General features: G+C 69.7%; 19 protein-coding genes. 13 read left to right on the top strand and 6 right to left on the bottom strand.

The annotated features are described in order from the left end of the window. Positions 1–4: 4 nt before the first annotated feature. Together WME90_RS12245 and WME90_RS12240 are read right to left on the bottom strand one after the other, a co-directional pair. Positions 5–1,156 carry a TIR domain-containing protein gene (locus WME90_RS12245; protein WP_437281283.1) on the bottom strand — a complete coding sequence of 384 codons (1,152 nt, stop codon included), beginning with the start codon at positions 1,154–1,156 and terminating at the stop codon, positions 5–7. 102 nt (positions 1,157–1,258) lie between these two features. Further along, positions 1,259–2,050, bottom strand: coding sequence for a site-specific integrase (locus WME90_RS12240; protein WP_437283599.1), 792 nt, complete (start codon positions 2,048–2,050; stop codon positions 1,259–1,261). Positions 2,051–2,750: 700 nt separating this feature from the next. Between WME90_RS12240 and WME90_RS12235 the strand changes: the two genes are divergently transcribed. From WME90_RS12235 to WME90_RS12220, 4 genes are all read left to right on the top strand, one after another. After that, positions 2,751–2,930, top strand: a complete 180-nt coding sequence (locus WME90_RS12235) for a hypothetical protein (protein WP_437281282.1) — start codon at positions 2,751–2,753, stop codon at positions 2,928–2,930. A 546-nt stretch (positions 2,931–3,476) separates the two neighbouring features. Further along, positions 3,477–5,069: an ATP-dependent nuclease gene (locus WME90_RS12230; protein ID WP_437281281.1), complete on the top strand. Its 1,593-nt coding sequence runs from the start codon at positions 3,477–3,479 to the stop codon at positions 5,067–5,069. After that, positions 5,056–6,144: a UvrD-helicase domain-containing protein gene (locus tag WME90_RS12225; protein WP_437281280.1), complete on the top strand. Its 1,089-nt coding sequence runs from the start codon at positions 5,056–5,058 to the stop codon at positions 6,142–6,144. The genes WME90_RS12230 and WME90_RS12225 overlap by 14 nt, the downstream gene beginning before the upstream one ends. A gap of 279 nt (positions 6,145–6,423) precedes the next feature. Continuing rightward, the gene (locus WME90_RS12220; RefSeq protein ID WP_437281279.1) at positions 6,424–6,570 is read left to right on the top strand and encodes a hypothetical protein; all 147 of its coding nucleotides are present in this window, start codon (positions 6,424–6,426) and stop codon (positions 6,568–6,570) included. Positions 6,571–6,753: 183 nt separating this feature from the next. Here WME90_RS12220 and WME90_RS12215 read toward each other — a convergent pair whose 3' ends face one another. Further along, positions 6,754–8,610 carry a protein kinase domain-containing protein gene (locus WME90_RS12215; RefSeq protein ID WP_437281278.1) on the bottom strand — a complete coding sequence of 619 codons (1,857 nt, stop codon included), beginning with the start codon at positions 8,608–8,610 and terminating at the stop codon, positions 6,754–6,756. A gap of 295 nt (positions 8,611–8,905) precedes the next feature. Between WME90_RS12215 and WME90_RS12210 the strand changes: the two genes are divergently transcribed. Continuing rightward, on the top strand, positions 8,906–10,006 hold the full coding sequence (locus tag WME90_RS12210; RefSeq protein ID WP_437281277.1) for a hypothetical protein: 1,101 nt from the start codon (positions 8,906–8,908) through the stop codon (positions 10,004–10,006). Next, positions 10,003–11,877 (top strand): hypothetical protein, encoded by a 1,875-nt coding sequence (locus WME90_RS12205; RefSeq protein ID WP_437281276.1) that lies wholly within the window; start codon positions 10,003–10,005, stop codon positions 11,875–11,877. Before WME90_RS12210 ends, WME90_RS12205 begins: the two co-directional genes overlap by 4 nt. 370 nt (positions 11,878–12,247) lie before the next feature. Here WME90_RS12205 and WME90_RS12200 read toward each other — a convergent pair whose 3' ends face one another. Together WME90_RS12200 and WME90_RS12195 are read right to left on the bottom strand one after the other, a co-directional pair. Further along, a complete protein-coding gene (locus tag WME90_RS12200) occupies positions 12,248–14,923 on the bottom strand; it encodes a protein kinase domain-containing protein (protein WP_437281275.1) in 2,676 nt (891 codons plus the stop codon). A gap of 309 nt (positions 14,924–15,232) precedes the next feature. Beyond that, on the bottom strand, positions 15,233–17,464 hold the full coding sequence (locus WME90_RS12195; RefSeq protein WP_437283598.1) for a substrate-binding domain-containing protein: 2,232 nt from the start codon (positions 17,462–17,464) through the stop codon (positions 15,233–15,235). 226 nt (positions 17,465–17,690) lie between these two features. Between WME90_RS12195 and WME90_RS12190 the strand changes: the two genes are divergently transcribed. From WME90_RS12190 to WME90_RS12180, 3 genes are read left to right on the top strand one after another with little or no spacing between them, the layout of a single operon-like run. Beyond that, positions 17,691–18,770 carry a hypothetical protein gene (locus WME90_RS12190; RefSeq protein WP_437281274.1) on the top strand — a complete coding sequence of 360 codons (1,080 nt, stop codon included), beginning with the start codon at positions 17,691–17,693 and terminating at the stop codon, positions 18,768–18,770. After that, complete coding sequence (locus tag WME90_RS12185) at positions 18,767–19,372, top strand: RNA polymerase sigma factor (RefSeq protein WP_437281273.1); 606 nt, start codon at positions 18,767–18,769, stop codon at positions 19,370–19,372. Before WME90_RS12190 ends, WME90_RS12185 begins: the two co-directional genes overlap by 4 nt. Further along, on the top strand, positions 19,369–20,112 hold the full coding sequence (locus tag WME90_RS12180; RefSeq protein WP_437281272.1) for a hypothetical protein: 744 nt from the start codon (positions 19,369–19,371) through the stop codon (positions 20,110–20,112). The genes WME90_RS12185 and WME90_RS12180 overlap by 4 nt, the downstream gene beginning before the upstream one ends. A 264-nt stretch (positions 20,113–20,376) precedes the next feature. Here the strand turns inward: WME90_RS12180 and WME90_RS12175 are convergent, their stop codons facing one another. Then, positions 20,377–20,649: a hypothetical protein gene (locus tag WME90_RS12175; RefSeq protein ID WP_437281271.1), complete on the bottom strand. Its 273-nt coding sequence runs from the start codon at positions 20,647–20,649 to the stop codon at positions 20,377–20,379. A 31-nt stretch (positions 20,650–20,680) separates the two neighbouring features. Here WME90_RS12175 and WME90_RS12170 point away from each other — a divergent pair, with 31 nt between their 5' ends. From WME90_RS12170 to WME90_RS12155, 4 genes are all read left to right on the top strand, one after another. Further along, the gene (locus WME90_RS12170; protein ID WP_437281270.1) at positions 20,681–22,675 is read left to right on the top strand and encodes a hypothetical protein; all 1,995 of its coding nucleotides are present in this window, start codon (positions 20,681–20,683) and stop codon (positions 22,673–22,675) included. 220 nt (positions 22,676–22,895) lie between these two features. Continuing rightward, positions 22,896–23,462: an NADPH-dependent FMN reductase gene (gene ssuE, locus WME90_RS12165; protein WP_437281269.1), complete on the top strand. Its 567-nt coding sequence runs from the start codon at positions 22,896–22,898 to the stop codon at positions 23,460–23,462. 115 nt (positions 23,463–23,577) lie between these two features. Then, positions 23,578–24,720, top strand: coding sequence for a sigma 54-interacting transcriptional regulator (locus WME90_RS12160; protein WP_437281268.1), 1,143 nt, complete (start codon positions 23,578–23,580; stop codon positions 24,718–24,720). Positions 24,721–25,021: 301 nt separating this feature from the next. Next, entirely contained in the window at positions 25,022–25,483 is a 462-nt protein-coding gene (locus WME90_RS12155) for a hypothetical protein (RefSeq protein WP_437281267.1), read from the top strand. Positions 25,484–25,509: the final 26 nt, after the last annotated feature.

Below are 25,509 nucleotides of genomic sequence, written 5' to 3'. Positions count from 1 at the left end.
GCACTCACTCCGTTCGGCCCGAAGCCCGGACCCAATCGCGAAGCGTCTCGGGTCGCGCCGTCGTCGCATTGAGATCCTGCTCTTCGAGGTCGCCAAAGAGGCGATTCAGCTCTGCCCTCGGCAGCGGCTCCTCGTCGCTTGCCGGTGCGTGATCGTGCGGAATGAATGCGGCAAAGCGAGTCAGTCGGGGAGTCGCTCGATTCCCCGGCTGTCGCAGGCGGGCGACGAACGTCGCGTCCCGCTCGTAGTCGGCAACGATGAGGGCAACACCGTGCGCACGTGCAACGACGATCGCGCCCATTTCGTAACCAACATTCGTGACGAACACGGCCTTGTGTACGCCGAGGAGATTGCGGCGGAAGACAAGGTTCTCTACGGCCTGCACCTCGACCGATCGTGGCAGGCGCTTGCATTCGACGATGACCTCGATGGTGACCGCGGAGGCGGCGGAGGTACGCAGGTACACGTCGACCACTCGGCGCTGTCCGTCCGTGGAAGTGAATTCCTTGAGCAGCTCGACTTCGTAAGATGGCGGGAAGTGCGTGCGCATCAGTTCGGCTGCAAAGATCTGGTACTCGTTGGGCGTCATAACTTCGCTGAAACGTCGAGTTGCCCGCGCGCCCGCATTCGCCAATTTTGCAAGTAGCGAAGAACCTAATTCTGATGCGTTCGAGCGACGTTCGTCGGCGGTCGACAGCAGGGCAGGAACCGCAATCTGCCTCACGGCCGCATCGATACCTCTCACGACGTTCGTCCATGCCTCGTCACGGTTCCTCCAACTCGTGATCGGCTTCGCATCCTTCGGAAGAGCATGAAGCCTAGCGAACGGCGCGCTGCTCCACATGCAATCACGCAGGATAACTGGCAGGACCCTAGCCTCATCTGAGTCGCACCGCGCGAGAGCGCGCTTCATCTCCACATCGTAACAGTAGTCTGACGCGAGGAAGTCGGAACTCACGAGCAGCAGGATGACCTGTGCCTTCTCGAGGTGCTCATTGCGCTCCTTCCGCCAATCTTCACCGGCGCCAATCCTACGATCGTGCCAGCTCCGAATCACAGCGGCGCGTTCGAGCAGTCTGAGGTGGGTCGCCAATTCGTCACGTAGCCTCTCGTCCTTGTGCGAGTAGATGAAGAACACGTCAACTGCTGCGGGCATGGTCCCTCTCTCCGTCCAGACAGTCACCTAGTCATCGAGGCATATCTCCGCCCGCCCAACTATCAGTCGATTGGTCAACCGAAACCGCCGGACCAGGTCTGTCTAGATCGTCACCTTTGGTGACCTCCCCCCAAGGATAGTCTCACGGATCAGGTCTGCGCCGCAAGGCCCAAATGCTGTCCAGCGCCATAGGGTGGATCCATCTAACACCGGCGGCAGTCGCCGCCTTCCCGGGGGGTCGTGGGCGTCTCGGGGAGCGCGGCGGACGCGCAGCTGGAGGGCGTCGCGCCGCGTCGTGCCTGGGTGACACGGTGCGGCCGCTTCATCGAGAGATTGCCGGACACATACCGGTCCGTTCACAACGTTGGGCCGAAGGGGCCGTCGAGGGGGCTGCGGACGGCGAGGCCGCCGCGGTTCAGGCCGTGGGTGTAGATTATCGTCATGCTCACGCAGGTGCGTGACAAGGAGTGATGCAGGGTGGCAGCTCGCGCGCCTCGAGAGACCGGCGGCGAGGGCGGCCTCCCGCACCACGCGCAGTGATGCCGCCGGGGCTGAGCTGTCTGCCTGTCTCGATAAGGGTACCTCGCGGGGAAGACATTTGGCCAGGACCATTCCCGGCCGGCATCCGGATACTTGCGGTCCAGGGCGTCGGGAAGGGCCACCCAACAGGCGGTGGCCGCGACATCGTGGGTGTAGAGTGAAGATGATGGCGGCGAGAGCCTGGTTCTGCGTCAAGGCGCTGACGTGCTGGTCGGTCGCCAGCTGCGTGAGGAACGCCTCGACGTGGGCCGGGCCGAGGTCGCGTGGATGGTGGCGGCCATGGAAGAGAATGAAGCGCCAGATCCGGGCGCAGTATACCTCTTCGACGCGAGAGCTGTAGCGGCGGGTCCGGATCGCCTCGCAGACGCGCGCTAGCTAGATCTAGAGCAGCGCCAGGGCGGCACGACGGAGGCCGGTAGTTAAGCGGAGCGATCGAGGGCGGGCGCGAACTGGTGGCGGCCTTCCTCGGCGCTGTAGCGCAGCGGTGGCGGTAGATGGAGCAGCGCCAGGGCGGTGCCGAGGCGGGCGTGGACGCCGCGCGCGGCGGCGAGCTGGCCGGCTGCGAGGAGCCCCGGATTCCCTCGGAGCGGGCCGCCGCGTCGGCTGCCGAAACGGCGGCAGGGGCCGCCGAAACGGCAGCGGCGGTCGTGAGCGGTCGCGACCGGCTCCGGATTCCCTGGATTATGCAGCCTCCGCAACGCCTTCGCCCGCTCGTTACTACTCCAGGTAAAAGCGCCGCGAACGGTGACCCTAGCCAGCCACGGGCTCCGGTCCGCTGGTGATCGCGCTCGAGTTCGTCGCCCGCAGCGGGGCACGGCCCGGCGCGGGCTCTGCCTCCCGCGCGGTCAGCCCCTCGTCGAGGCCTGCGGCGCACCATCACGCGCATCTCGGCATCCCGCCTCGGGCCAGCCGACCACGCGCCGCCGTCCTCGCGAATCACAGCGCACCGCCTCGACGGCCACACCCATATGGGCGGGTGGAGATGAAGGCGCCGCGACGTCCGCGGCGACAGCGCGTCCGAGCGCCTCCACCAGGCCCAGGATCAGCCCTTCTCATGTCGTTTCCCCTCATCTTGACGCTTGTCACCATCGCCAGCTGCCTCCCCGCCGCATATCGGCTCTTCCGCATCGCGCGCGCGTGGCACGCCGACCGCAAGCCCATCGACCGACGGGCTGTTGTCGCGGCCGCACTGAAGCTCCTCCGCGCCGCCGTGGCCCTGTATCTGCAGGAGTAACCGGCCCCGAGCGTGAGCCGGGTCTCCTACACAAGGCACGGTTCACGCCCTTCCCCGACGGCCGCTGCCGCCAGCTCGAACAGGTAGACGCCAGCCGTACTTCGAAACGCCAGCCGCGTCGCTGGCGAGCGATAAGCCCCCGCTGATCGCTCACCAGCCGGTAGCAAGCCGGTACACCGCGCCCCTCGGCGCCGGCGGAGAATCACCTTTGACGTCGGCGTCTATTGCGTATCTTTGTGTTGAATGCCCCTATAGTGAACTTGGCGTTCTGCGATCGACGTTCACCGCGTTGGGCGGGCGAGCGTGGTGCCACGGCGGATGGCTCAACCTGGGCGCGTAGTCTTGGGTCGGTCCGACCGAGACCGACTTGCTCCTCGACCTCAGCCCGGATCGGTCCGACCCGGCTGGGGCGGAGGCGTCGGCAGATGGCCCTTGACTTCGCTAACCCGTTGGGAATAGCTACCCTGCCAGCCCCCGTGCTTGCGCGCGTGGGGGCGAATTTTCCATGTGACTACCCCTGCTCCGCCGCCGAACGGAGGTCATCCCTTGCAGATCAACCGCGTGGTCATCAAGAACTACAGGGCCCTTCAGGACGTCACCATCGAGTTCCGCGCTGGCGTCAACATCCTCGTCGGGGACAATGAGGCCGGGAAGTCCACGGTCTTGGAGGCGATCCACGCCGCCCTGACAGGCCAGATCGGCGGTCGGAGCATCCGCTACCAGCTTCACCCGTTCATGTTCAACCGCGCCGCCTCCGACGAGTTCGCGAAGGCGGTGGCTGCCGGGAAGAAGCCGCCGCCGCCAGAAATCCTGATCGAGATCTACTTCGACGACGACGACGCCCTGGTTCGGTTGAAGGGGACTAACAACTCGCGCAAGGAGGACGCACCAGGCGTTCGACTGCAGATCCGTGTCGAGGAAACCAGTGCCGCGGACTTCGCCGAGTACATCAGCGGATCCAAAGACGTCGAGATGATCCCAGTCGAGTTCTTCGCGGTCGACTGGCAGTCGTTCGCCTACGCGCCACTGAACTCCCGCGCGATGCCGTTCAAGAGCCGCCTCATCGACACCACAGCGGGTGTTCCCGGGCGAGGGGCGTGGCGGTACCTCTTTCAGCTCATCGGGGACAGCCTGACAACGAAGGAGAAGATCGAACTCTCGCTGGCCTACCGCTCGATGAAGCGCGCCTTCGAGCAGGCCCCTGCGATTCAGAAGATCAACGGCGCATTGGCCACCCGGAAGGGCGAGTTGAGCGAGAAGGCTCTCGCGATTGCGATGGACGTATCTGCGACCGAAGAGTGGAGTGAGGGTGTCGTCCCGCTACTGGACCGCATCCCCTTTGACCTGGTGGGGAGAGGTGAACAGTCGGCAGCGAGCATCTGGCTGGCGGTAGACGCGGCGAGCCAGGCTCATCTCGTGATGATCGAGGAGCCCGAGAACCATCTTTCCTACGGGCGGCTCAACGCCGTGATCTCCAGGGCAGCGGAGCAGACAAAGGACCGCCAGATGATCGTCACGACGCACAGCAGTTTCGTGATGAACAAGCTCGGTCTCTCCAACGTGCTTCTCTTTCACACCTCGGGCAGCGTCCGGCTGACGGACCTCCCCCCGGAGACGACGAGCTTCTTCCGTCGCCTACCAGGCCACGACACCTTGCGGATGGTTCTGGCGAAGAAGGTGATCCTCGCGGAGGGACCCTCCGACGAGTTGATCGTGCAGCGTGCCTACCGCGACAAGCATGGGAAACGGCCGATCGAGGACGGCGTGGACGTGCTCTCGGTACGGGCCCTGTCCTTCAAGCGGTACTTGGACATCGCCCGGAAGCTGGGCAAGCCGGTGTCCGTCGTCACGGACAATGACGGCGACACGATCGCCACGCGGGCTCGGTACAAGGACTACGATGGGATCGCCCATATCAGAATCTGCGTGCCGGAACAGGCCGGCGGCCATACCCTCGAGCCGCAACTCGTCGGCTGCAACACCATTGAGACGCTTCAGGCCGTCCTAAAGCGGCAGTTCGCCGACACGGACCAGGCGGTCAAGTGGATGAGGAACAACAAGACGGAAGCGGCGATCCTGATCCACGATGCCGATAGGGCGATCAATTACCCGAAGTACGTGACCGATGCCGTCGCCTAACGTCCACATCGTTCTCGCGTCCGCCGGGTCGGGCAAGACCACCTGGATCGCCCGGGAGGTGCGTGACCGCCCTCAGGAGCGGGCACTCATCGCAACCTATACCACGACGAACTCGGGGCGAGTGGAGGAGCGGTTCTGGAAGGAAGCCGGGCGGCTCCCGGAGTGGGCGCGCGTCCGGACCTGGTTCACCTTCCTCCTCGAAGACCTCGTCCGGCCGTACCAGAATTCGACGGGGTGGAGCACTCGCGTCGCGGGGATCCATCTCGTGGCAGGCATTTCTGCCAAGCGCATACCGGCGACGAACTGGAAATATTGGTTCGACTCGACGGGCTGCGTCTACAACGACAAGATCTCCGCCTTCGCGATCCGCTGCGACAAGGAGAGCAACGGAGCCGTCCTCCGCCGCCTCGCTCGGCTCTACGACCGCATCTACATCGACGAGGTGCAGGACATGGCCGGTCCAGACCTAGACCTCATCGAGCGGATTCTGAACGCTGGCATCCGTGTCACGATGGTCGGCGACCCCCGGCAAGGCACGTACAGCACCAACATGTCGCGCCGGAACGCGAAGTTCCGCGGCGAGGGAATCGCCGATAAGTTCGAGGAGTGGGAGAAGCTGGCACTGTGCGTGATCGAGAAGCACAGCCACAGCTTCCGATGCAGGCCAGAGATCTGCCGCCTGGCGGACCGCTTCTTTCCAGACTACCCCAGGATCGAATCGAGGAACGAGGTGGTGACGCATCATGACGGAGTGTTCCTCGTGAGAACTGAGCAGGTGCCCCACTACATAGCCAGCCATCGGCCCGCTGTCCTGCGGTGGGACCGTCGCGAAAAGTGCCAAGGGTTTGACGCCACGAACTTCGGCGAGTCAAAGGGCCAGGAGTACGAACGGGTTCTCGTGTTCCCGACGGGTCCGATCCGCAACTGGATCGCTTCGGGCGACACGAGCCACGTCCAAGACTCCGTCGCCAAGCTCTACGTCGCCGTCACGCGGGCGAGGCAAAGCGTCGGATTCGTTTACGATGGGAAGGTGGGCATTGGCGACTTGCTCACGAGACGACCCGATGCGGGTTGAGCCATCCGTATAGTTACGAACGGTCCCACGAAGATGGCCCCATGTCATGGAAGACAGAAGAGCTGGGGCCCGGACGGCCACACACCCAACATGAATTGAAGCTGACACGGGGGCTTGCTGCGCGCGCCCCCGTGCAGCTCAATTTTGCGTCCGGCGGACGGACACATCTTTCTAGCTGTTCAGTAGTCCGACTGTTCGCCAACCATTTGCTCGGCGAACAGCACCCGCCCGCCAACCCGTTCCGATGCGACGATTCCTATTGACTATGACCGTTGAACCGTGCTTGGCGCCGCGTGCCAAGCCCACCGCCTTGCGCGGCGCGCGTCGCTCGCCGCGCTCGGCCAGGAGGACATCGACGGCCCCGAGCTCGCCCTCGAGCTGCTCGTCGCCGGCGCCGCTCCTGCGCTCGGTGAAGAGCTCCTGTAGAGTCCGAGGAATGAGCACTTCCGTACGCGCGCGCCGCTACGGGGATGCACGACGGCGCGGTCGCTACTGAGCTCACCGGGGTGCCGCCAGGGGGGCTGAGGGAGCGCGGCCAGGGCCGCCGCGCCGAGGAGCCTCTTCGTCAGCACCAAGCGAGGCAATCACGACGCGGCGGCATCGTCCGCTTCAGCCCTTCGAGACCAGCGTCGCAAGCGCCTCGCAGCTCCTCTCGTCGCCCCGCGCGCAGCCCTTTCCGTAGCTTCGGGCGGCGTCCTTCGTCTCGCCGTTCTCGATTTGCATTACCCCTCGCCAATAGCAAGCGGCGCCCACCTTGCCCCCCGCGCAAGCACGATCGATGAGCGCGGCACCGCGCGCCGGATCGCGGAGCTTAGGATCTTCGCCCCAGACGAGGAGGCGGGCGAGCGGGCCGCAGAAATTGCCGGTCGCAGCGTCGCAGGCCCGCTCGAGATACGGCAGTGCCGCTGCCGGCTGATGGCGCCGGAGGAGGGCCTTCCCTACCCACGCGCAGGCGGCGGCTGAGCCGAGATCGCAGGCCTTCTGGAGCAGCGCTTCGGCGAAGGCCGGATCACTCTCGGCGAGGGCGCGGCCCTGGTGATAGCAGGCGTCCGCGACGCCGGTCTTGCAAGCATCTTCAAAGAGACGCGCGGCGCGTCGGCGATCGGCATCGCTCGCCCCTTCGGCTTCGTCCAACACCTCGCCGAGGCGCGCGCAGACGTCTTGCTTGCCGCGCGCGCAGCCGGTCTCGAGGTGCTTAGCGGCCTCGGCGGTGCGGCCTGCCGCGAGATCCAGGCGCGCCGCCTCGAGACAGCTCGCGGAATCGCCGCCAACGGCGCAGGCGCGGGCCGCCGCGGGAAGGGGGCTCACGGATCGCCAGAGCTCGACGCAGGCGCGCTGATCGCGCAGGCGGCAGGCCGCACCTAACATCTCAACCACCTCAGGATCGCCGGCCGATCCCGCGAGGGTCGCGCCCTTCGCGCAAGCGTCGGCGTCGTCGCGCTTGCAGGCGCGAGCGCAGGCGGCGGCTTCCTCGCCCACGGCGGCGAACGCGCAGGCGTGCGCGTCGCGACGGGCAATCCAGGCATGCACGGCCTTCTGCGCGGCGCAGGTGATCGCGAAGGCGATGACGGCGGTGCCGGCCACGAGCGTCGGGCTGGCGGACCGCCACGCCGGGGCGCGGGCCGAGGCGAGAAGTGCGCGAAGCGAGGCCGCGAACTCGGCCGGCGCGGGGCGGTCCGCGGTATCCGGGGCCAGGCCACGCACGACGATCGCCCGCAGGCCGGCGGTGAGGCCGCGCGTCTTCTCCAACGCGCGGGCGATTTCGAAAGCGTCGGGGGGCGGCGGCGCACCGGTGAGGATCTCAAAGAGGATCGCTGCCAGGGAGAAAGTCTCCGAGCGTGCGCCGCCGATCTCGCCCTTCAGGCGCTCGGGTGCGAGATAGGCCCGGGTGCCCAGCGTCAGTCCCGGCGGGTCGATGGGCAGGTACTCCGTCCCACTTCGGGCTTTGCCAGTGAGGTGGGCACAGCCGAAATCAATGAGCCGGACCTCTAGGGGTCCGCCCTCGGGGAGGATCACCAGAATGTTCGCCGGGGCGATGTCACGGTGAATGATCCCCTGGCAGAGCAGCGCGGCGGTGGCCTCGGCAGCCGCGGCCACGGCCGTCATCCCAACGCGGAGCGCCGCGGACTTGCCGCGCTTCATGTGATCGGCAAGCGAGTGCCCGTCGATCAGCTCGAGGAGCAGGTAGGCGCGGCCCGTCGCCGTATGACCGGCCTCGTATAGAGCGGGGGCGACTGTACCGCCGACGCGTGTGAGCGCGGCGGCCTCGCGCGCGGCCGCAGCCGACGCGAGGGGGTGGGTGCCGTAGAGCTTGAGGGCCGCAAGGCGCTGGGCGGCGTTGTCCCAAACGCGCTGGACTACGGCCATGTTGCCGCGCATTGGCTGCCCCGCCACCAGATAGCGGCTGGGGAGGTCGGCCGTCATCGAACAAGGATTGTCGAGGGGAGCGCAGGTGTTGGCTTGCATGGTGAGCACCTCGGAGGCAAAGACTCCAGATCGTCAGTCATCCCCAAAGGGGGCATCATCCTCGGGAAACCAATTTGCAGGCGCCCTATGCGGGCACGAGGCTCGTGGGTGGGAAGCGCCGATCATCGCCGAGCACGGCGACCATCGCCATCGCCGCGAGGACCATCGCCCTGGTGACGAGCAACATGCCTGGAGCCTAATAGACCTTTGGCGCCGGTTTCTTACGAAGTTCGAGGAGACATTTGTCATTGCGGCCCGTGACAAACCGCGGCGCGACCTGTGATACGCTCCGGACATGCCGAACTGCGCGTTGTTCCCCCGCTGCGCCAACGAGGTCGAGCTCGAGGGCGGCCTTTGCAAGACGTGCAGCACCAAGAAGCTCTGGTGCGCAATCTGTGCCGAGCCCTTCTGCCCATCGCGTGCCGGCGGCGTGGCCCTGTGCCCGACCCACGAGCCCGAGCGCGGCGCTGCAGACATCGCCGACCGCCGCGCAGCGTGGCTCGCCCAGCGTGCGCGCCAGTTGGTCAACGCGAAGGTCATCACCCTCAAGGGTGAGGCTAAGGCCACTCTTCTGGAGTGCGTTCCGCGCCTCCGGCGCCGCGATCGTAAGAATCACGTCAAGGAACTCGAAGTGTGGGCGAGGAAGTGGCTGGCCGTCGAAGAGGACGACGGCCGGCCCTGGACCTGGGCCGCCGCGCTCGATGCTCTCCAGTGCCTCATAGAAAAACGCGTGCTCTTCATGTCCGTGAGTGGAGCTATCTACGCGCACGGGGCCAAATCCGAGGCCATCTGGCAGATGATTCACGACAGCCAGACCGGCGATCCCGACCTCGCGAGCGTGGGCCGCATGCTCGTCAAGGCGGAGCGGGAACACTTCAAGAAAGCCCGCAGGAACCTCAACTCGGCCCTCGATGCGGCCATGAACGAGCTGCAGCTGCCCCCGAAGGCGCGCGCTCTCCTCAGCACCCGCCAGGGGCTGCACGACAAGGCCATGGCCGTCGCGGGCGCGGCGGTAGTCGTGCTCGCGCTGGCCATTGTCTTCTGGCCGAAAGTCGTTCGCTTCGCGGGCACGGTGAAGGGCGGCGCGCCGCCCTCGGGCTTGCGCGACGTCGGCCCGCGGCTGCCCTGTGACGAGAGCGCGCCCGCAGTGATCGAGCGGATCCTCGCGGCGTGCATGGGGCGAGAGGTGCACGCGATCGCGCCCAACCCGTTGCATGTCACCGTTCCGGCGCCCGTCGGCAAGGGGACGGGCACCTTCGCTTTTCGGCGCGAACCCGGAGGAGATCAGGTATCCTGCACCTGGAGCCTCGACGTCGAACTGCGTGGCACCGGCAACGACGAGCAGCGCACGGTCAGGAAATGCATCGAAGCGTTTGGCGCCGAGGACAGGCCGTGAGCCGCGACTGGCGCCGCCTCGCCGCGCTCGCAGCCGCCGCGATCCTCGCGCTCGCAGCCGCCTGGTGGGTGCGCGTGCAGGAGCAGACGGCCCCCCTGCGCCCGTCCGGCTCCCGCGCCCGCCCCGCCGACGCCGCGACCTATGCGCGCCTCGCGGCGGCGCTCGATCGTGCGGTGCCTGCGGGCGATCTGAAGACGTCGCGCGGTCTCGTCGGATTATCGCCCGAGATCACCCAGGCCTGGAACGCCGCCGTGGAGTTCGAGATGGACAACGAGATCGCCGTGTACGTGATCGACGTGGTCGGCGAGCGCACCAGCGGCGACTTCGAGGCCCGCTTCCCCCGCGTGCTAGGCGAGCTCGAGCGGAACTGCGTCGTGCCGGCGCTGGGCCCGTCCGGGAAGAAACCGCCCATCCTCTGCGACGCGGCCTTGCTCCGCGAGCTGGAGGCGGAGGTCGAGCGCTTCACCACAGACTCGTTTCTCGCCTCGTTCGAGTGGAGTCTCCTGGAACTGCCCCTTTTCATGCTGCTCCTCGAGGAGCCTGGTGACAGCAAGAAAGGCCTCGACGTGCGCGCGTTCCTCGATGCGGCGCGCAAGAAGAACGAGGTTCCCTCCTTCCGCGAGATCGCGATCAACTTCCTGCGCCAGTCCCTTCCCAACCAGCGCGTGCCACTCCGCGACGCCGACGTCGATGAGGGCCTCGCGAAGATGTGCGACGGCGGCATGCTGTGCTCGGAGAACGTGCACCACCAGGTGCTCGCGTGGGGCGGATGGGTGAGCGGTGGCGCGACGCCGGCCGAGCGCATGCTGCGGCGACACGACCTCCAAGCGACAGCACGCGACGTCGTGCGCCAGTGGATCGGGGCCCAGCTCGCGGAGCTGTCCACACCGGACAGAAAGGTCGTGCTCGCCACCTTAGCCTTCCGCTTCATGCTGTCTCACGAGAGCGAGCACGTGCGCTACCCGCGCCGCGACGCCGCCGGCGATTACTGCGCCGAGTTCGATCCCCAGCGTGCCAAAGCCTTCGTGGAGCAGCGCAACCGCGAGGCGCTGGCAGACATCCGCGCCACCCTCTCCGCGTTCGGCAACATCTCGCTGTGGGACGAGCCGGACTCGCTCATCGGCGTGGTACTCGCCGTGCGCGTCACCAATCGACTCGGGCTCAGGCGCGACGCCGATCTCGGCGAGCCCGCGCCGCCCGATCTCGAGCGCGCCATGCGCTTGGCCCCGCTGCTCGACGATGCGCTCCAGCGGAGCGGCGGCCGCCTCTCGACGAACCTCTTTTCTGACACGCACCCGGCGCCGCTCACCCGCCTATTGTCGATCTCCGCCTCAGGCATCGACCTCATGCCCTGCTTCCCGCCCTCGCGCGCCTTCATCGCCGCCCACGCCCATTGGCTCGCGGGTGCGCACAGCTGCCACGCGCGCCTCGCCGCCAAGCCCGAAGCGACGGCGGCCTTCGCCCGCGATTTTCTCGGCGATCTCAGCCGCCTCCGCGCCGATCTCGATAGGCCGGACGCAGTCGACGCAGTCGATCGCCTAGCTCACGTGCGGCTTGCGCGCGATCGCAGCGCCGTCCCCGCGAGTCCCGAAGACGAGGAGCTCCACTTCCCTGCGTGGGCCTTCGCCACTGCAGAGGCCATCGAGCGCACCGCGCTCTGGCTCCACTTCCTGCTCCGCGAGATGCCCGACAATTCCGAGGCGCGCAAGGAGCTGAACCACTTCGCCAACATTGTGCAGACTGCCGGCTGCGCCGCCCTCGATAATATCGTGAAGGCCGGCATCGACGAGCCCGATTTGAAGCGCCTCTGGCCCTACCCTTGCGACCGCTTGGGGTTGCTGAAGATGCTCCACCGGGCTCCGGGCCAATGAAGCGCGCTTAAGGAACCAGATGGTTGGCGAACGGTCCTCGCCCGTAAATCCGCAGCGTCACGACTATTCTGCTTGACTATGGCGGCCGCACCGTGCTTCCCGGCATTCGCTTCGACCCCTATGACCGCAGCGGCGGAGAGGGGCCGCGCCAAGCTCTCGCCCGCACGCCTCGTCGCTGGCACCCCTCCTGTACCCGGCCAGATGGGCGACCGCGCCACGCTCGCCCTCTGCCAGCATCGCTCCTGCGCTCGGCTGGGTGCAGAGCCACTGCACCGATGGCCGACGTTCACCTCGACATCTGCGACGGCCCCGAGCGTGCCCAGGTGGACGACGGTGGCCCCGAGTTCGTGCCCGGGGATCTCGACGCCGGCTAGGCGTCGAGTGGCCCCCCGACCAACGCCCGCGCCGCGGCGAGAGACCACGCCGATCGGCTCCGGCGCCATGTACTCGACGGCGGCCGCGCCGAGTTCCTCCTCGTTGAGCTGCTGGATGGTGAGCGACGGCGGCCCCGAGCGCGGGCCCCAGGTGCAGCGATCCGAAGCCGCGCCCTTGACGACCCGCGACCGCCAGGACCGTACGGAGACGCCCCGATGGCCCGCCCGCATCCTGCCCAGCCTCCGTCCGCTAGCCGCTGTCCCTGCCGGGCACAGCCGCCAACCCATTGGAACTCCTCAGCATTGTTTTTGCGTGTAGAAATTGTTTCCCCCTTGCAGAAGACGTCGCCGAAAACGCTCGCCGCGCGCAGCACCTTGCGCGCCTCGCCGTCCAGCGCCGCGAGCCTCGCCTGGACCATCGCCAGCACCGTCTCTGGCAGCGCGCCGCCCTTCCCCTCGGCCACCGCGCGGATCAGCTCCTCGAGGTAGAACGCGTGGCCGTCCGCGTGCGCGACGAGGCGCGCCACCGTCTCGACGTCCACGTCCTCGCCGAGCGCGTGGCGGACGAGGCGCTCGCAGGCCTTCCGCGGCAGCCGGGTCAGGTGGATCACGTGGAGCGCGCGCCCGCTCCAGAGCGCCGGGAACACCTCGTGGACCTCCGGTCGCGCGAGCCCGAGCACCATGAACGGCTGCTCGGCGAGCGAGCCGAGCGCCGCGTCGACGAAGCGCACGGTCGGCAGATCGCCCCAGTGCAGGTCCTCGAGCACGAGCAGGACGGGGCGCGCCGACGTCTCCGCGGCGAGGAAGTCCTCCCACGCGCGGCGCATCTGCCGCCCCATGGTCTCCGCGTCCTCGCGGGCCGCGCAGAGCAGCGCGCTCTCCTCGCCCGCGAGCTCGACGCCGGCGATCTCGCCGAGGAACACCGCCACGCGCTCGCGGTCGGGGCCGGGGACGTGCCGCGCCACCCGCGCGACGAGCTTCTGCTTGCGGGCCGCGGCGGCCTCGCCGTCCTGGATGCCGCACGCGCACCGGATCGCCTGCCCGAGCAGGCCGAACGCGGAGCCCACGCGCAGCGGATCTCCGCACGCCGTCCAGATCTCGACGTGCTCGTCGTTCGCGCGGATCGCGCGCGTGAACTCGTGGGCGATCCGGGATTTTCCGATGCCGGCGGGCGCGGTCACGAGGACGGCGCGGGCGACCGCCGCCTCGGTGCACTCGCCGAAGAGCGTCGTCAGCGTGAGCAGCTCGTGATCCCGCCCGACGAACGCGCTCGCCTTGCCGAGCAGCGTCCCGGCGCTCCCCGCGAGATCGCGCTCGCCGTGCAGCGCCCTCAGCTCGCCCTCGCCGGACACCTCGAACCGGGCGCCGAGCAGCCGCGCCGTCACGTCATCGATCGCGATGGGCGGCCCGCGCGGGTCGGGCTGCAGCTCGTGGGCCCGCCTCGCCTCGTACGCGTCGAGCAGCCGCGCGGCCCTGTCGATCGCCTCCCCCATCGGCAGCTGCTTCGCCAGCTGCGCCCGGCCCGTCGAGAGCGCCATCGGCCGGGTCGGGGCCACCTTCCGGAGCGCCAGCGCGCAGCGCGCCGCCTGCGACGCCTGGTCGGTCGCGTCCCTCCCGGCGACGATGGCGACCACGGCCGAGCCGTCGGCGAGCGCTTCCATGTGCCCTCCGTGCGCCTCCACGACCCTCCGCAGGTGCGCGCTCAGGGTCACCTCCAGCGTCTGATCGAGCGGCGCGGTGTCGGCCGTGGCCGGCGTGGCCTCCCTCCCCACGAGCAGCACGGAGAGCAGCCGCCGCTCGCTGGAGGTGAGCGCCTCGGGGCGCTCGGGCGCGCTCCAGAGCGCGGGCGCGCCGGCGTCCCGGAGCGCGCCGAGGATCACGGCGGCGGTCGCGCAGTCGCCGATGCGCTCCCCCGGGTCCTTTGTGAGCATCAGGTGGACGACCGCGTCGAGCTGGGCGGGGACCTCGGGGCGGAGCGAGCGGATCGCGGGGACCTCGCCGAACAGGATCTTCGCGAGGATCGCGGGGATGTTCTCGCCGACGAACACGGGGGCGCCCACGAGGCACTCGAAGAGCACGCAGCCGAGGGCGAACACGTCGGCGCGCGGCGTGAGCGCGCTGTACCCGACGCGCGCCTGCTCCGGGGCCATGTAGGCCGGCGTCCCGAGGGCGACCCCCGTCAGCGTCATCGGCGTCGCGTCGAGCCGCCGCGCGATCCCGAAGTCCAGGATCTTCACCTGGCCAATCTGCCCGCCGACGAGGAACAGGTTGCTCGGCTTGAGATCGCGGTGGACGATGTCGCGGGCGTGCGCCTCGGCCAGCGCCTCGGCGGCCTTCACGCCGAGCGTCAGCGTCTCTTCGACGGTGAGGCGGCCGCGCAGGAGGCGCCGCGAGAGGTCCTCTCCTTCGAGCCACTCCATGGCGAGATAGGACCTCCCCGAGAAGGTCCTCCCGTGGGCCACGTGCCGCACGATCCCCGGGTGCGAGAGCTCCGCCAGGAGCCTCGCCTCCCTGTCGAACCGCGCCTCGTGCGCGCCTCCCCCGAGCACCATCTTGAGGGCGACCGTGGCGCCGGTCACCCGATCGAGCGCCCGGTAGACCTCCCCCATGCCGCCGGAGCCGGCGAGCGCGAGCAGCTCGAAACGCTCCCCGACGACGTCGCCGACACGCATGGATCGAGTATCGCCCGGCGTCCGATCTCCTGTCCAGCACGCGTGCGGCCGGAGGAGACACGGCACATCGTTCAACGTTCCGCCAACGTGCCGCCAACGTTCCGCGCGTCTAGCTCGTTTCGCGCCTTCAGCACGTTTCGCGCCTCCAGCACGTTTCGCGCCTCCAGCACGTTGACCTGCTCGACAAGCCCCCTGGGAGACGACATGCACGTTCGAGACGTGCTTAGAGGCGAACGAGACCAGACAGAGCGAGGGGTCGAGGGCGGGAGCCCACAGCCCTGCGCGCGCGCTCAGCGCGCGGCGTGGGGATCACTCGGTTCCTCTGCGACGCGCGGTATCCGAGATCGCGTTGCGCGACGAACGCGGCGGCGCTTCACCCGCGTCGTTCCGTCTCGCGCGGAGCGAGGGGACTCCTGTCGACGCGAGGTCCTCGAGCGCCGACGCGAGCGATTGGTGGCTGGACAGATCGCCGAGGTGGATATCGAGGTCGACGAGGCGCATCGCGAGCTCGGGGCGCACGCCGACGAGGCGGACGCGGGCGCCGAGCAGGGAGGCCGCGCGGTGGGTCTGCCCTAGCGCGTGGGCCACCTGGGCGTCGACGCGCGCGACGCCCGTGATGTCGAGCAGCACGCAGCGCGCCCCGTGTCGGCTCACCCCCTCGACCACCCGCTCGAGCATCTGCCGGGCGCGGTCCCCGTCGAGCTCGCCGATGAGCGGGACGAGCAGCACGCCGGGCAAGAGCGGGATGAGGGGACAGCCGAGCTCGCGCACGGCGGCCGAGAGGTCGCGCTCACGCAGATAGGCCTCCTGGAGGCTCGCGTGCTGCTCGGAGAGCGACTGCACGAGCGCGTCGCGCTCGAGGGCGGCGCTGAGGAGCGCCCCCCAGATGGCGATGGTGCCCTCGTCGCCGGCGACCTCGATCGAGCCCGGGCCGACGATCGCGAGGACCCCCCAGTCGCGGTGGAGCGTGCGGATCGGCAGGAGGGTCACCATGAACGGGCCGCCGGCGGTCGACGGCGGCAAGAGCTCGGCGGGAGGGAAGGCCTCCGGCGCGCAGACGGCGCCGAGCGGCGGAGTCGGGCTGCCATCGCGGCTGTAGACGCCGGCGATGACGAGGCGCGCGCGGGTCGTCCTGTCTTCCCAGAGCGCGAGGCAGCCCCAGACCGCGGCGGTCGAGTCGAGCCACGAGAGCGAGCGCGACTCTTCCTGGGTGCTGCCGAGCAGCGTGAGGCTCACCTCGTGATCGGATCGCATGAGCGTCCCGAGCTCGCCGACGAACTGCCGCTCGGCCTCGACGCGAGCCAGGGTGAGCGAGAGGCGCAGTCGCTCCTGGAACTCCTCGGCTCGCGCCTCCGCCGACTCCGCAGCTTCCGTGTCCAGGCGTGCGCGTCGTCGCTTCCCGAGCCGGCCCAGCAGGCGGACGACCCCCATGAGGCTCTCCACGTCGGCCGTGAGGCGAGAGGCCTGCTGGCAGGCCTCGTCGATCTCGGCCGCGGGCGGGGGCGCGGTGCCCTCGAGCGCCGCGGTATACCCCGCGATCACGGCCGCGACGCCGGGCCACACGGCTGTCGGGGGCGTCTCGCGCGGGAGCGGCAGGCGAAGGAGCAGCTCGACCATCTGCCGGTCGATGGATCCGCCGAGATCCTCATCCGTCGCGGAGCCCGCCCGGCGGCGCAAGCCCTGGAGCGGATCGCAGCCGCACGTCCGCCGCCTGACGAACGTGGTCGGCGCGAACGCGGGGCCGGACGGGACGACCTGGCCGGCGAGCTGCGCCAGCACGAGCTCGCAAGCGAGCGCTCCGAGCGCGTCGAAGCGCTGGCGCACGGTGGTCAGCGGAGGGCTCGACCACTGCGCATCGGCGATGTCGTCGAAGCCGACGATCGCCAGATCGTCGGGGATGCGGTATCCCGCGGCCTGGAGGGCCTCCATCAGCCCGAGCGCGTTCTTGTCCGTGGCGACGACCGCGGCCGTGAGCTCTCCCCTGCGCGCGATGAGGGCCTCTGCGGCTTGCCGACCGCCGGAGTGCCAGTTGTCCTCGGCGTCGAAGACGAGGCCGGGATCGAAGGGGATCCCGCTCTCGATGAGCGTTTCCATGTAGCCGTCGAAGCGCGCGCGGATGTCGTCCTGATCCATGCAGCCGACGAACGCGATGCGCCGGTGTCCGTGCTCGATCAGGTGGCGCACCGCGCTCCGGACGCCCTCGCGGTTGTCCGGCATCACGGTCGGGCAGCCCGCCTCGGGGGCGCAGGAGCTGACCGTGACGAGCGGGACCCGCTCCTGCGCGAGGCGCTCGATGCCGTCTGTGGCGAGCACGACGATCCACCCGTCCACCTGGTCCCGCGCCAGCGAGGGCGCCTGGACGTACGCGGGCGTGCCGCGAATCACCACGACGCGGTGACCACGCTGCTGCGCCGCCTGATGGATGCCCCGGAGGATCGCGGTGAAATAGAAGCCGTCGAGGAAGGGCGTGAGGACGCCGATGGTGGTCGGGCGGGAGTGCATGGGGGCGGGCTCGCGGATGGATGAATACCGGATCTCCATCTCGCCCACCGACGGCGTTCGCCTCAATCCGCCCGAAATTCCGGTGACTCGCGAATCATCCGGGTGTACAGGAGCGACGATCCGGGTGTACAGGAGCGACGATCCGTTTGGCAATCGCTCGAACATTCGCCCCGCCACGGCGCGCCCGCTGTACGAAGCAGCCTCTTTCCCCGAAGGGGGGCCGCTCGGCCGATCGATCGAGCGAACGGAGGGGAGGCCGCGGCCTGTGAGCGCGCCGACCGTACGCGCGCTCGTCTCGGCGCTGGGCGCCTGCGCGGCGCTCACGCCCGCCCTGGCGCGGGCGGAGTGCGACCGCGCGGCCGCGGACGTGTCGTGGGTGCGCCTCGCCGGCGCGGAGGGGCGGTGCCCGTCGGCGTCCCGGTTCCGTGCCGAGATCTCGCGACGGCTCGGGCGGGAGCTCGTCACGACGGGCAAGGCCGCCTCGATCGAGGCCGTGGTGCAGGGGCAGCCCGGGGCCTGGTCGGCCACGATCCGGACCGAGCTGTGCGACGGCGCTCCGGCGACCGTCCGCGAGCTCTCGGACCACGGGCTCAGCTGCGACGGCATCGTGGCCGCTGCGGCGGTGCACATCGTGCTGACGACCGATCCCGAGGCTGGCCTGTCCTCCCCGGCCGCCGAGGCGCCGCGCCCGGCCGCCGAGGCGCCGCGCCCCCAGCCCTCGCCGGCGCGCCCTCCGGCAGCGGAGCGGGCGCCGGAGCCGCCGTTCCCCTGGCCGGCGGAAGCCAAGGTCGCGCCGCCGCCGGCCGAGGGCCCGCCGCCCACCCGGCTCTCGGTCGCCTGGCGCGGGTTCGCTTCCGTGGGCGTCATCCCCTCGCCCGCGGCCGGTGTCGCCCTGTCGGGCGAGTGGTCGTTCCTGCCGCGGTGGACGCTCGAGACGGGCGCGCTGTGGCTCCCGGAGCAGCACGCGACGCGGCAGACGTTCGCCTTCGGGCTCACGGCGGGCTGGCTCGGCGCGTGCTGGGAAATGGTCCGGAGCCGCTCGGTCGCCTTCGGGCTCTGCGGCCGGGCGGTGGCAGGCGCGATTTACGCCGTCATCTACGGGGAGGAAGATCTCCCCCCCACCATCCTGCCGACCGACGTCGGCTCGCGCGCGTGGCTCAGCCTCGGGGCGGGCACGCGGCTCGGCTTCCGCGTCGTCGGGCCGCTGCGGATCGAGACCGGAATCGACCTCTTCGTTCCGCTGACGCGGTATAATTTCCAGCTGGAGGGCGGCTTGCCGACGGGCTTCGAGCAGAGCGCGCTCGCGGCCGCGGCGTTCGGCGGTGTCGGCATCACATTTTGGTGAAGGATCCCCGGGCCACCGGCATTCAGCCCTCCGTGGAGCAGTGCTTACGAGCCGACGTCCTGCCCGACGCCAAGCAGCCGCCACGGAGCCTCGTCTCCCTGCACGCCGAGCACGGCGACTTCGTCTGGGCGACCCTCCAGCGGTTCGGCGTCCAGCAGCCTGACCTGGAGGACGCCTTCCAGGACGTCTTCGTCGTCGTCCAGCGGCGGCTCCCGTCCTTCGACTGGGCCTGCCCGATCACGACCTGGCTCTTCGCCATCTGCCGCCGCGTCGCCGCGTCGCACCGCCGCCGCGCCCACACGCGCCGCGAGCGGCTCGGCGAGCCGGTGGACGACGTGCCGGACTCCGCGCGCGGCCCCGAGGAGATCACCTCCCGCCACGAGGCGCAACTTCGGCTCGAGGGCATCCTCGGGGCCATGGATCTCGATCGAAGGGCCGTGTTCGTGATGTTCGAGATCGAAGAGATGCCGTGCGACGAGATCGCGCGCCTCGTCGGCGTCCCCATCGGGACGGTCTACTCGCGGCTCCACGCGGCGCGGAAGGAGTTCGCGACGCTCCTGAAGAAGTCCGAGGCCGAGCGCGCGCGCAGGGGGGCCCGATGAGCGATCCGAAGCGATGGATTCAGGAGGGAGGAGGCGCTCCGCCGGGGGCCCGCGAGCTCCTCCGCGCCGCCGCGCCCATCCGCCCGATGACCTCCGCCGAGCTCGCGCGCACCGCGGCCCGGGTGGCGCCGCTCGAGACGGCCGCGGCCGCGGGCGCCGGCGCGACGGTGCCGGCGTGGGTCAAGGGGATCTTCCTCGCGTCGAGCCTCGGGGTCGGCGGGGCAGGGCTCTACGCTGCCCTCGGCCAGGACCCGAGCGCCGCCGCGCCGCCTCCGGTGCTGACAGATCTGCCGCTGGAGCGGCTGCTCTCGCGCGCAGGAGGCACCGTGCCGGCCGAAGCGCCGGCAGCCGAGCCGCCCGCGATCACGGCGCCCGCGACCACGGCGCCGCGCCCGACTCCATCCACCCTTCACCGCGAGGCGCCGCGGAGCACCCGGCCGCCGGCGCCGGAGGCGACCGGCGCGGACAGCGACGACCTGCTTCGGGAGTCCAACCTCGTCGACGCGTCCAGAGCGGCGCTCGCGCAGGATCCGGAGGCCGCCCTCGCCGCGCTGGAGAGGCACCAGGCCGAGTTCCCGAAGGGGCGGCTCTCGGAAGAGCGGGAGTTCATCGCGATCCGCGCGCTGGCGCGACTCGGGCGCGCCGACGAGGCGCGGGCGCGCGCGGCGGCGTTCTTCGCGCGGTATCCATCGAGCTCCTTCGCCGAGCCGCTGCGCCGGATCGTCGGCGCGGTCCGGTGATTGCCTCCACGACCACGACTGCACCCGCGAGCTCCATACCCACGTTCGAGCACACGAGCAGGATCTCGTCCCCTATGCCAGGACGACGACATCGACGCTCCCACGGACCGCGAAAAATTAACGCGACATCGACGCTCCCACGGACCGCGAAAAATTAACGCGACATCGACGCTCGCACGGACCGTGAAAAATGAACACGAAGTCGAACACGACCTCTCCTATCGCTTGCCTCGTAGTTAAACAGTATTAACATACGGCCCGCGTTCACGGGCGGCCGCGTCGACAGGCGCCGGCGCCCTGGCGTTTCATCGAAGAACGGTGGATCCAGCGGCTCGATGAGGCCAGGCTGCCGTGGCAGCGCTGGCCGCGGCGAGGCACGTCGCTCATGAGGCGCGCGCCGGGCGTCGTCCCTTTGCGGACCGACGCGCGCGCTCGCCGGCGGTCGTCCTCCCCGGGCTGCTCCCTTCCATCCGCGAGCGCGTCCTCGTGCTCGCGCGCGGCTCCGCCGTTCGTCGTGGTCATTTCAGGAGGTTTCATGTCGTCGAAGCTGTCGAGTTCGAGCAGTCCGGTGAGCTCTCATTCTGATTCTGCCTCCTCCGGCGCGTGGCAGGGGGCGCGGCGCGCCGCGCTGGCCGCGCTCGCGATTCTGCCGATTTCTTGCGCGGATCTCTCGCCCACGGACGGCGCTCCGGCCGATCTCGCCGACGGCGAGATCGCGCAGGCCGGCCAGGCGCTCTCGCTGTCTTTCCCGATCAAGGAGCGGAGTTCGCTCGTCGTCACGAACACCGAAATCCTCGGCGGGTTCAAGCTGAAGGACGTGCTCCAGCAGCTCATCGATCAGGCGGGCGTCAGCCTGACGCCCCTCCAGCTCTTCCGGCAGTTCATGGACACGAACCGGAAGGCCGCGGACGGGATCGGCCTCGGCCCGCACTGCGATGACGTGGTGATCCCCGGCTCGGCCGGATCCATCAACGGGTGGCCGATCGACTGCCCCCGTGTCGTGGGCGAGGAGGCCGACAGGGATCCCTTCGCCGACGAGGAGGCCTCGAACGCGTACGTCGCCACGACCCTGTCGAACCGCTTCGACCTCGCCCCACCGGACGGCGCCAACTGCGGTGAGTACCGCGTCGTCTTCGCCAGGCGCTCGGGCATCCCGGAGGGGGCGTTCCAGATGCGCAACTTCATCATCTTCGAGGGCCGGCTGCCCAACCCGACCCCGAGCCTGGGCCGCCAGGGGTGCCGCCCGGTCGTCGATTTCTGGTACCACCTGTCGGATCCGGCGAAGAGCCTGGAGGCCCGGAGGGACGAGCTGCTCTCCTTCTATTTCGACGGCCTGCCCGGGGGGTTCGAGCCCGTCTTCCACATCGATCACTACGGCCAGAACGCGGGGCCGTTCGGCGGCCAGATCCGGACCAACGAGTTCCTCTTCGCCCCCGAGGTCGACGGCGATCCGCCCGAGCCCTTCACGACATGGAACCTCCGGGAGTTCAGGCTCCTTCACAGCGGCTCGGGGAGCAGCGGCACGCTGGTCGTGACCCCTTCGTTCGTGAAGGACAACCCGGCCGCGCCGCTCTTCGATCCCGCCTCGACCGACGCGCGCGCCGTCGCCTTCAGGAGCACGTCGTTCCCGAACCTCGTCGAGCGGCTCGCCGCGGCGGACGACATCAACCGCTTCGCCCTGGAGCCGAGCTATCCGACGACGATGAACGCCGGAGAGAGCCAGATGATCGGCCTCCAGAACAACTACTTCACGACGTTCGGCGCCGGGGCCTCGGCCCTCAGGACCAGCATCCAGAGCAAGCTCACCGCGATGGGCAGCGCGCTCACCCCGGATCAGATCGTGGGGCGCGCGTTCTCCCTGTCGTGCAGCGGGTGCCATGAGCCGATCGGCGACGCCACGGGCAACCCGAGCGTCGCGCTCGACCTCGGCACGAGCGAGACGCTGGCGAAGCTGAGGCCGTTCACGCAGACCTCCGAGCAGCTGGAGGCCGACCCGGACGAGCCGGGCTCGCAGCGCTTCAAGATCTCGGAGGCTCTCACGGAGGTGTTCATCCCGTTCCGGAAGAACGTGATGGCGGAGTTCCTCCTCAACGACCCGATCCTCGGGTTCGAGAAGCCGGGCGCGTGGACGTCGGCGCAGGCCCAGCTCTCGGTCCACACGGGCCGGGTGATGGAGGGCATCTCGTCGCTCCAGGTGAAGACGCCCTCCTCGTTCAACGCGATCGTCAGCCCGAGCTTCAGCTCGGCGAACCTCGCGCCGGTGGGCGACAAGATCACGCTCGATCTCTTCGTGTCCCCCGTCCAGCCGAACCCGAGCTGGGTCGGGAACATCGAAGTGCTGATCTCGATCCCTTCGGCCGGCATCCACAACCAGTGGGCCGGCAATGTCCCGCTCACCCCGCTCACCCGGGGCGAGTTCGTGACGATCCAGTTCGCCCAGCTGCCGACGGCCACCAAGAGCGCGCTGAACGCAGGGGCCAGCGACGTGAAGCTGCAGTTCAACCTCAACGTGACCAGCAACTCCGGTCCGTACTACCTCGACAACGTGCGGTTCGCGAACTGACCGCGAGCGAGCGCTCGTGAGAGAGAGAGCGCTCGCTCACGAGGAGGGCGCCAGTCCCCTGCCGGCGCCCTCTTCTTCTCTTGCGCTCCGACACCGATCCTCCCACGCGCGCCCACACACGACCCCTCCCCGGGGCCGACGCCCGGCAGCGAGATCCGCCTGGACGGACAATTCATCCGTTATAGTAGACACTGCGCGCGGGCCTTGTTATGCTGCGCTCATGTCAGGCATTGCCATCATCATCGGAAGTCTCTCTGCGCGCTCGAAGACCGCGGCGCTCGCGGCCCGCGTCGCGGCGCGGCTCGTGCGCGAGGGGTTTCGCGTCACCACCGTCCACGTCCGCGAGCTCCCGGCCGAGGATCTCCTGTCCGGTCGCGTCGACTCCCCCGCCGTGGCGGACGCGGCGCGGATCGTCGCCGAGGCCTCCGGGGTCGTCATCGCGACGCCCATCTACAAGGCCTCGTACACGGGCGCGCTCAAGGCGTTCCTCGACCTCCTGCCGCAGTTCGGGCTCGCGGGGAAGGCCGTGCTCCCCCTGGCGACGGGCGGGACGCTCGCGCACGTGCTGGCCATCGATTACGGGCTCCGCCCGGTCCTCCAGTCGCTCGGCGCGCGGCACGTCGTCGCGGGCCTGTTCCTCCTCGACAAGGCGCTCCGGCTCGGGGACGACGGGCTGCTCGACATCGATGACGAGCTCGGGAGCAAGCTGGAAGAGATCGTGAGGCCCTTCATCGACAGCGTGATCCGCGAAGGCCTCCCGCTGCCGGCGCGCGGGGTGGCGGCCTGAGAGCCGGCCAGGGGGAGGAGGGCGGCGCGCGGCGCCGTCCGCCGCGATAGGCGCGCTCGATCGCACGCGAACGCAGGACACGCACCGACCGCAGGCGGTGCTCCGAGGACCACCCATGCGCTTGCTCACGCTCCCCAACCCCGAATCGACCACGGCGCCGACAGAGCGCGCCAAGGCGCTCGTCTTCGAGGACGCCAAATCGCAAGAGCTGCTCCGCCGCGCGAGGCAGGTCGCCGCGGGCGACGCGGCCGCGCTCATCACCGGCGAGCTCGGCACCGGCAAGGAGATCATCGCGCGGCACGTGCACGAGCTCAGCGCGCGCCGCGGCCGGCCCTTCCTCGCCGTGAGCTGCGCGGCGCTGTCGCCCGCGCTCGCGGAGAGCGAGCTCTTCGGCCACGAGCAAGGGGCCTCCCCGAGGGCGCTCGCCTTGAAGCGCGGCCTGCTCGAGGCCGCCGAGGGCGGCACGCTCTACCTCGACGAGATCGGAGACCTCCCCCTCGGCGTGCAGATCAAGCTGCTGCGCGCGCTGGAGGAGCGCGAGGTGACCCGGCTCGGCTCACGGACGCCGGTGCCCGTCGACGTGCGCATCATCGCGGCCACGAACGTCCCGCTCGAGGACGTTGTCGCCGTCGGCGGGTTCCGTGAGGACCTGCTCTCCAGGCTGCGCAGCGCCGCGATCGCGGTCCCCGCCCTGCGCGAGCGGCCGGGCGACATCCTGCCGCTCGCGCGCTATTTCCTTGGCACGTACGGGCGCCGCCTGGGGCCCGCGCCGGGCGTGCTCACGTCGTCCGCGGTGGAGCGCCTCCTCGCGCACACGTGGCCGGGCAACATCCGCGAGCTCGAGCACGTCATCCATCAGGCGCTCCTCGTCTGCCGCGCAGGCCGCGTGACGCGGAAGGATCTGCGGTTCACGAGCCTCCGCCCGAAGGCGGCCGCGCTCGAGCCGTCGAGCGCGCCGGGCCGGCTCGACGGGCCGATGGCCACGCTCGAGAACACAATCGCTGCGCTCTTCGACGGCAACTTCCCGAACGTGCACGAGCGGGTCGAGGAGATCGTGTTCCGCACCGCGTACCGCCGCTGCGAGCGCAACCTCGGACTGACGGCGGCGCTGCTCGGCGTCAGCCGCGACCTCGTGCGCGCGCGCCTCCTGCAATCCGGCGAGATCGCGCAGCCCTCCACGCCCGAGCCCCCAGCCGCGCCGCCGAGCGCCGGCGACGCGCGAGCGGCGGCGACGGCATTCCCGATCTCCCTGCCCTGACGGAAGCCGCCGCGCCGCTCCTCCCCGCCAAGAGAACCCGCGACTCGCGCCAGACCGACGAAGGTGCGAGATAAAGCGACATGCACCTCCACGCCCCGGTGCGAGCAAGCCTCGAACGGCACGAGCCGATCGCGTGTCCTGCACGGCAGATGCACCGTTTGCGTGTTCTGCACAACAGATGCGCACGTGATTCGTGCTCTGGCCTCGCAGAGCGCGCCGGGTCGCTCTTTTCACGTTGGCGCGCAACGTGCGAGCCTGGGGATCGTGCAGGGCCGGACGGCAAGGCGAGGAGGGTGTTTGTATGAGCTCAATCCATCCCGGTGCGGCGACGAACGCAGTCGTGGTGTCCTTGGCGCGCCCCGCGGCGAGCGCCGACGCGCCCGGTGATTCAGGCGCATGTGCGCCGGAGCTCTCCGGAGGGGAGCTCGAGCCGCCACCCAGCGTGACGCGCGCGCTGGCCGCCACCGCGGAGTCGGAGGGCGCTGAGCGCGCCACGTCCTGGGAGCTCTGTACCGCGATGCTCGCGATCGCCACCGGCTGGCTCGCGTGGACGCTGCCGGAGCCGAGCGCCCGCGACGTGCTGCTCGTCACGCTCTGCCTGGCGCTCGTCGCGATCGAGCGCCGCAGGGCCGGCGCGCACTTCAGGAAGGCGATCGCCGCGGCCGCGGGCGCGCGCGGCGCGACTGCGGGTGAGGCGTCGCGCGCGGCCTGGCGGCACGACGCGGCCTTCTGCGCGGCCCGCGCCGCGGGGCGCCGGCGCTAGGCGCGGCGGCGCGATCCGACGCCCCC

The sequence above is a fragment of the Sorangium sp. So ce375 genome (genome assembly GCF_051473855.1).
GTDB lineage: Bacteria > Myxococcota_A > Polyangia > Polyangiales > Polyangiaceae > Sorangium.
Note: the sequence above shows the minus strand (reverse complement) of the source record. Positions and strands in the feature narration are given on the sequence as shown.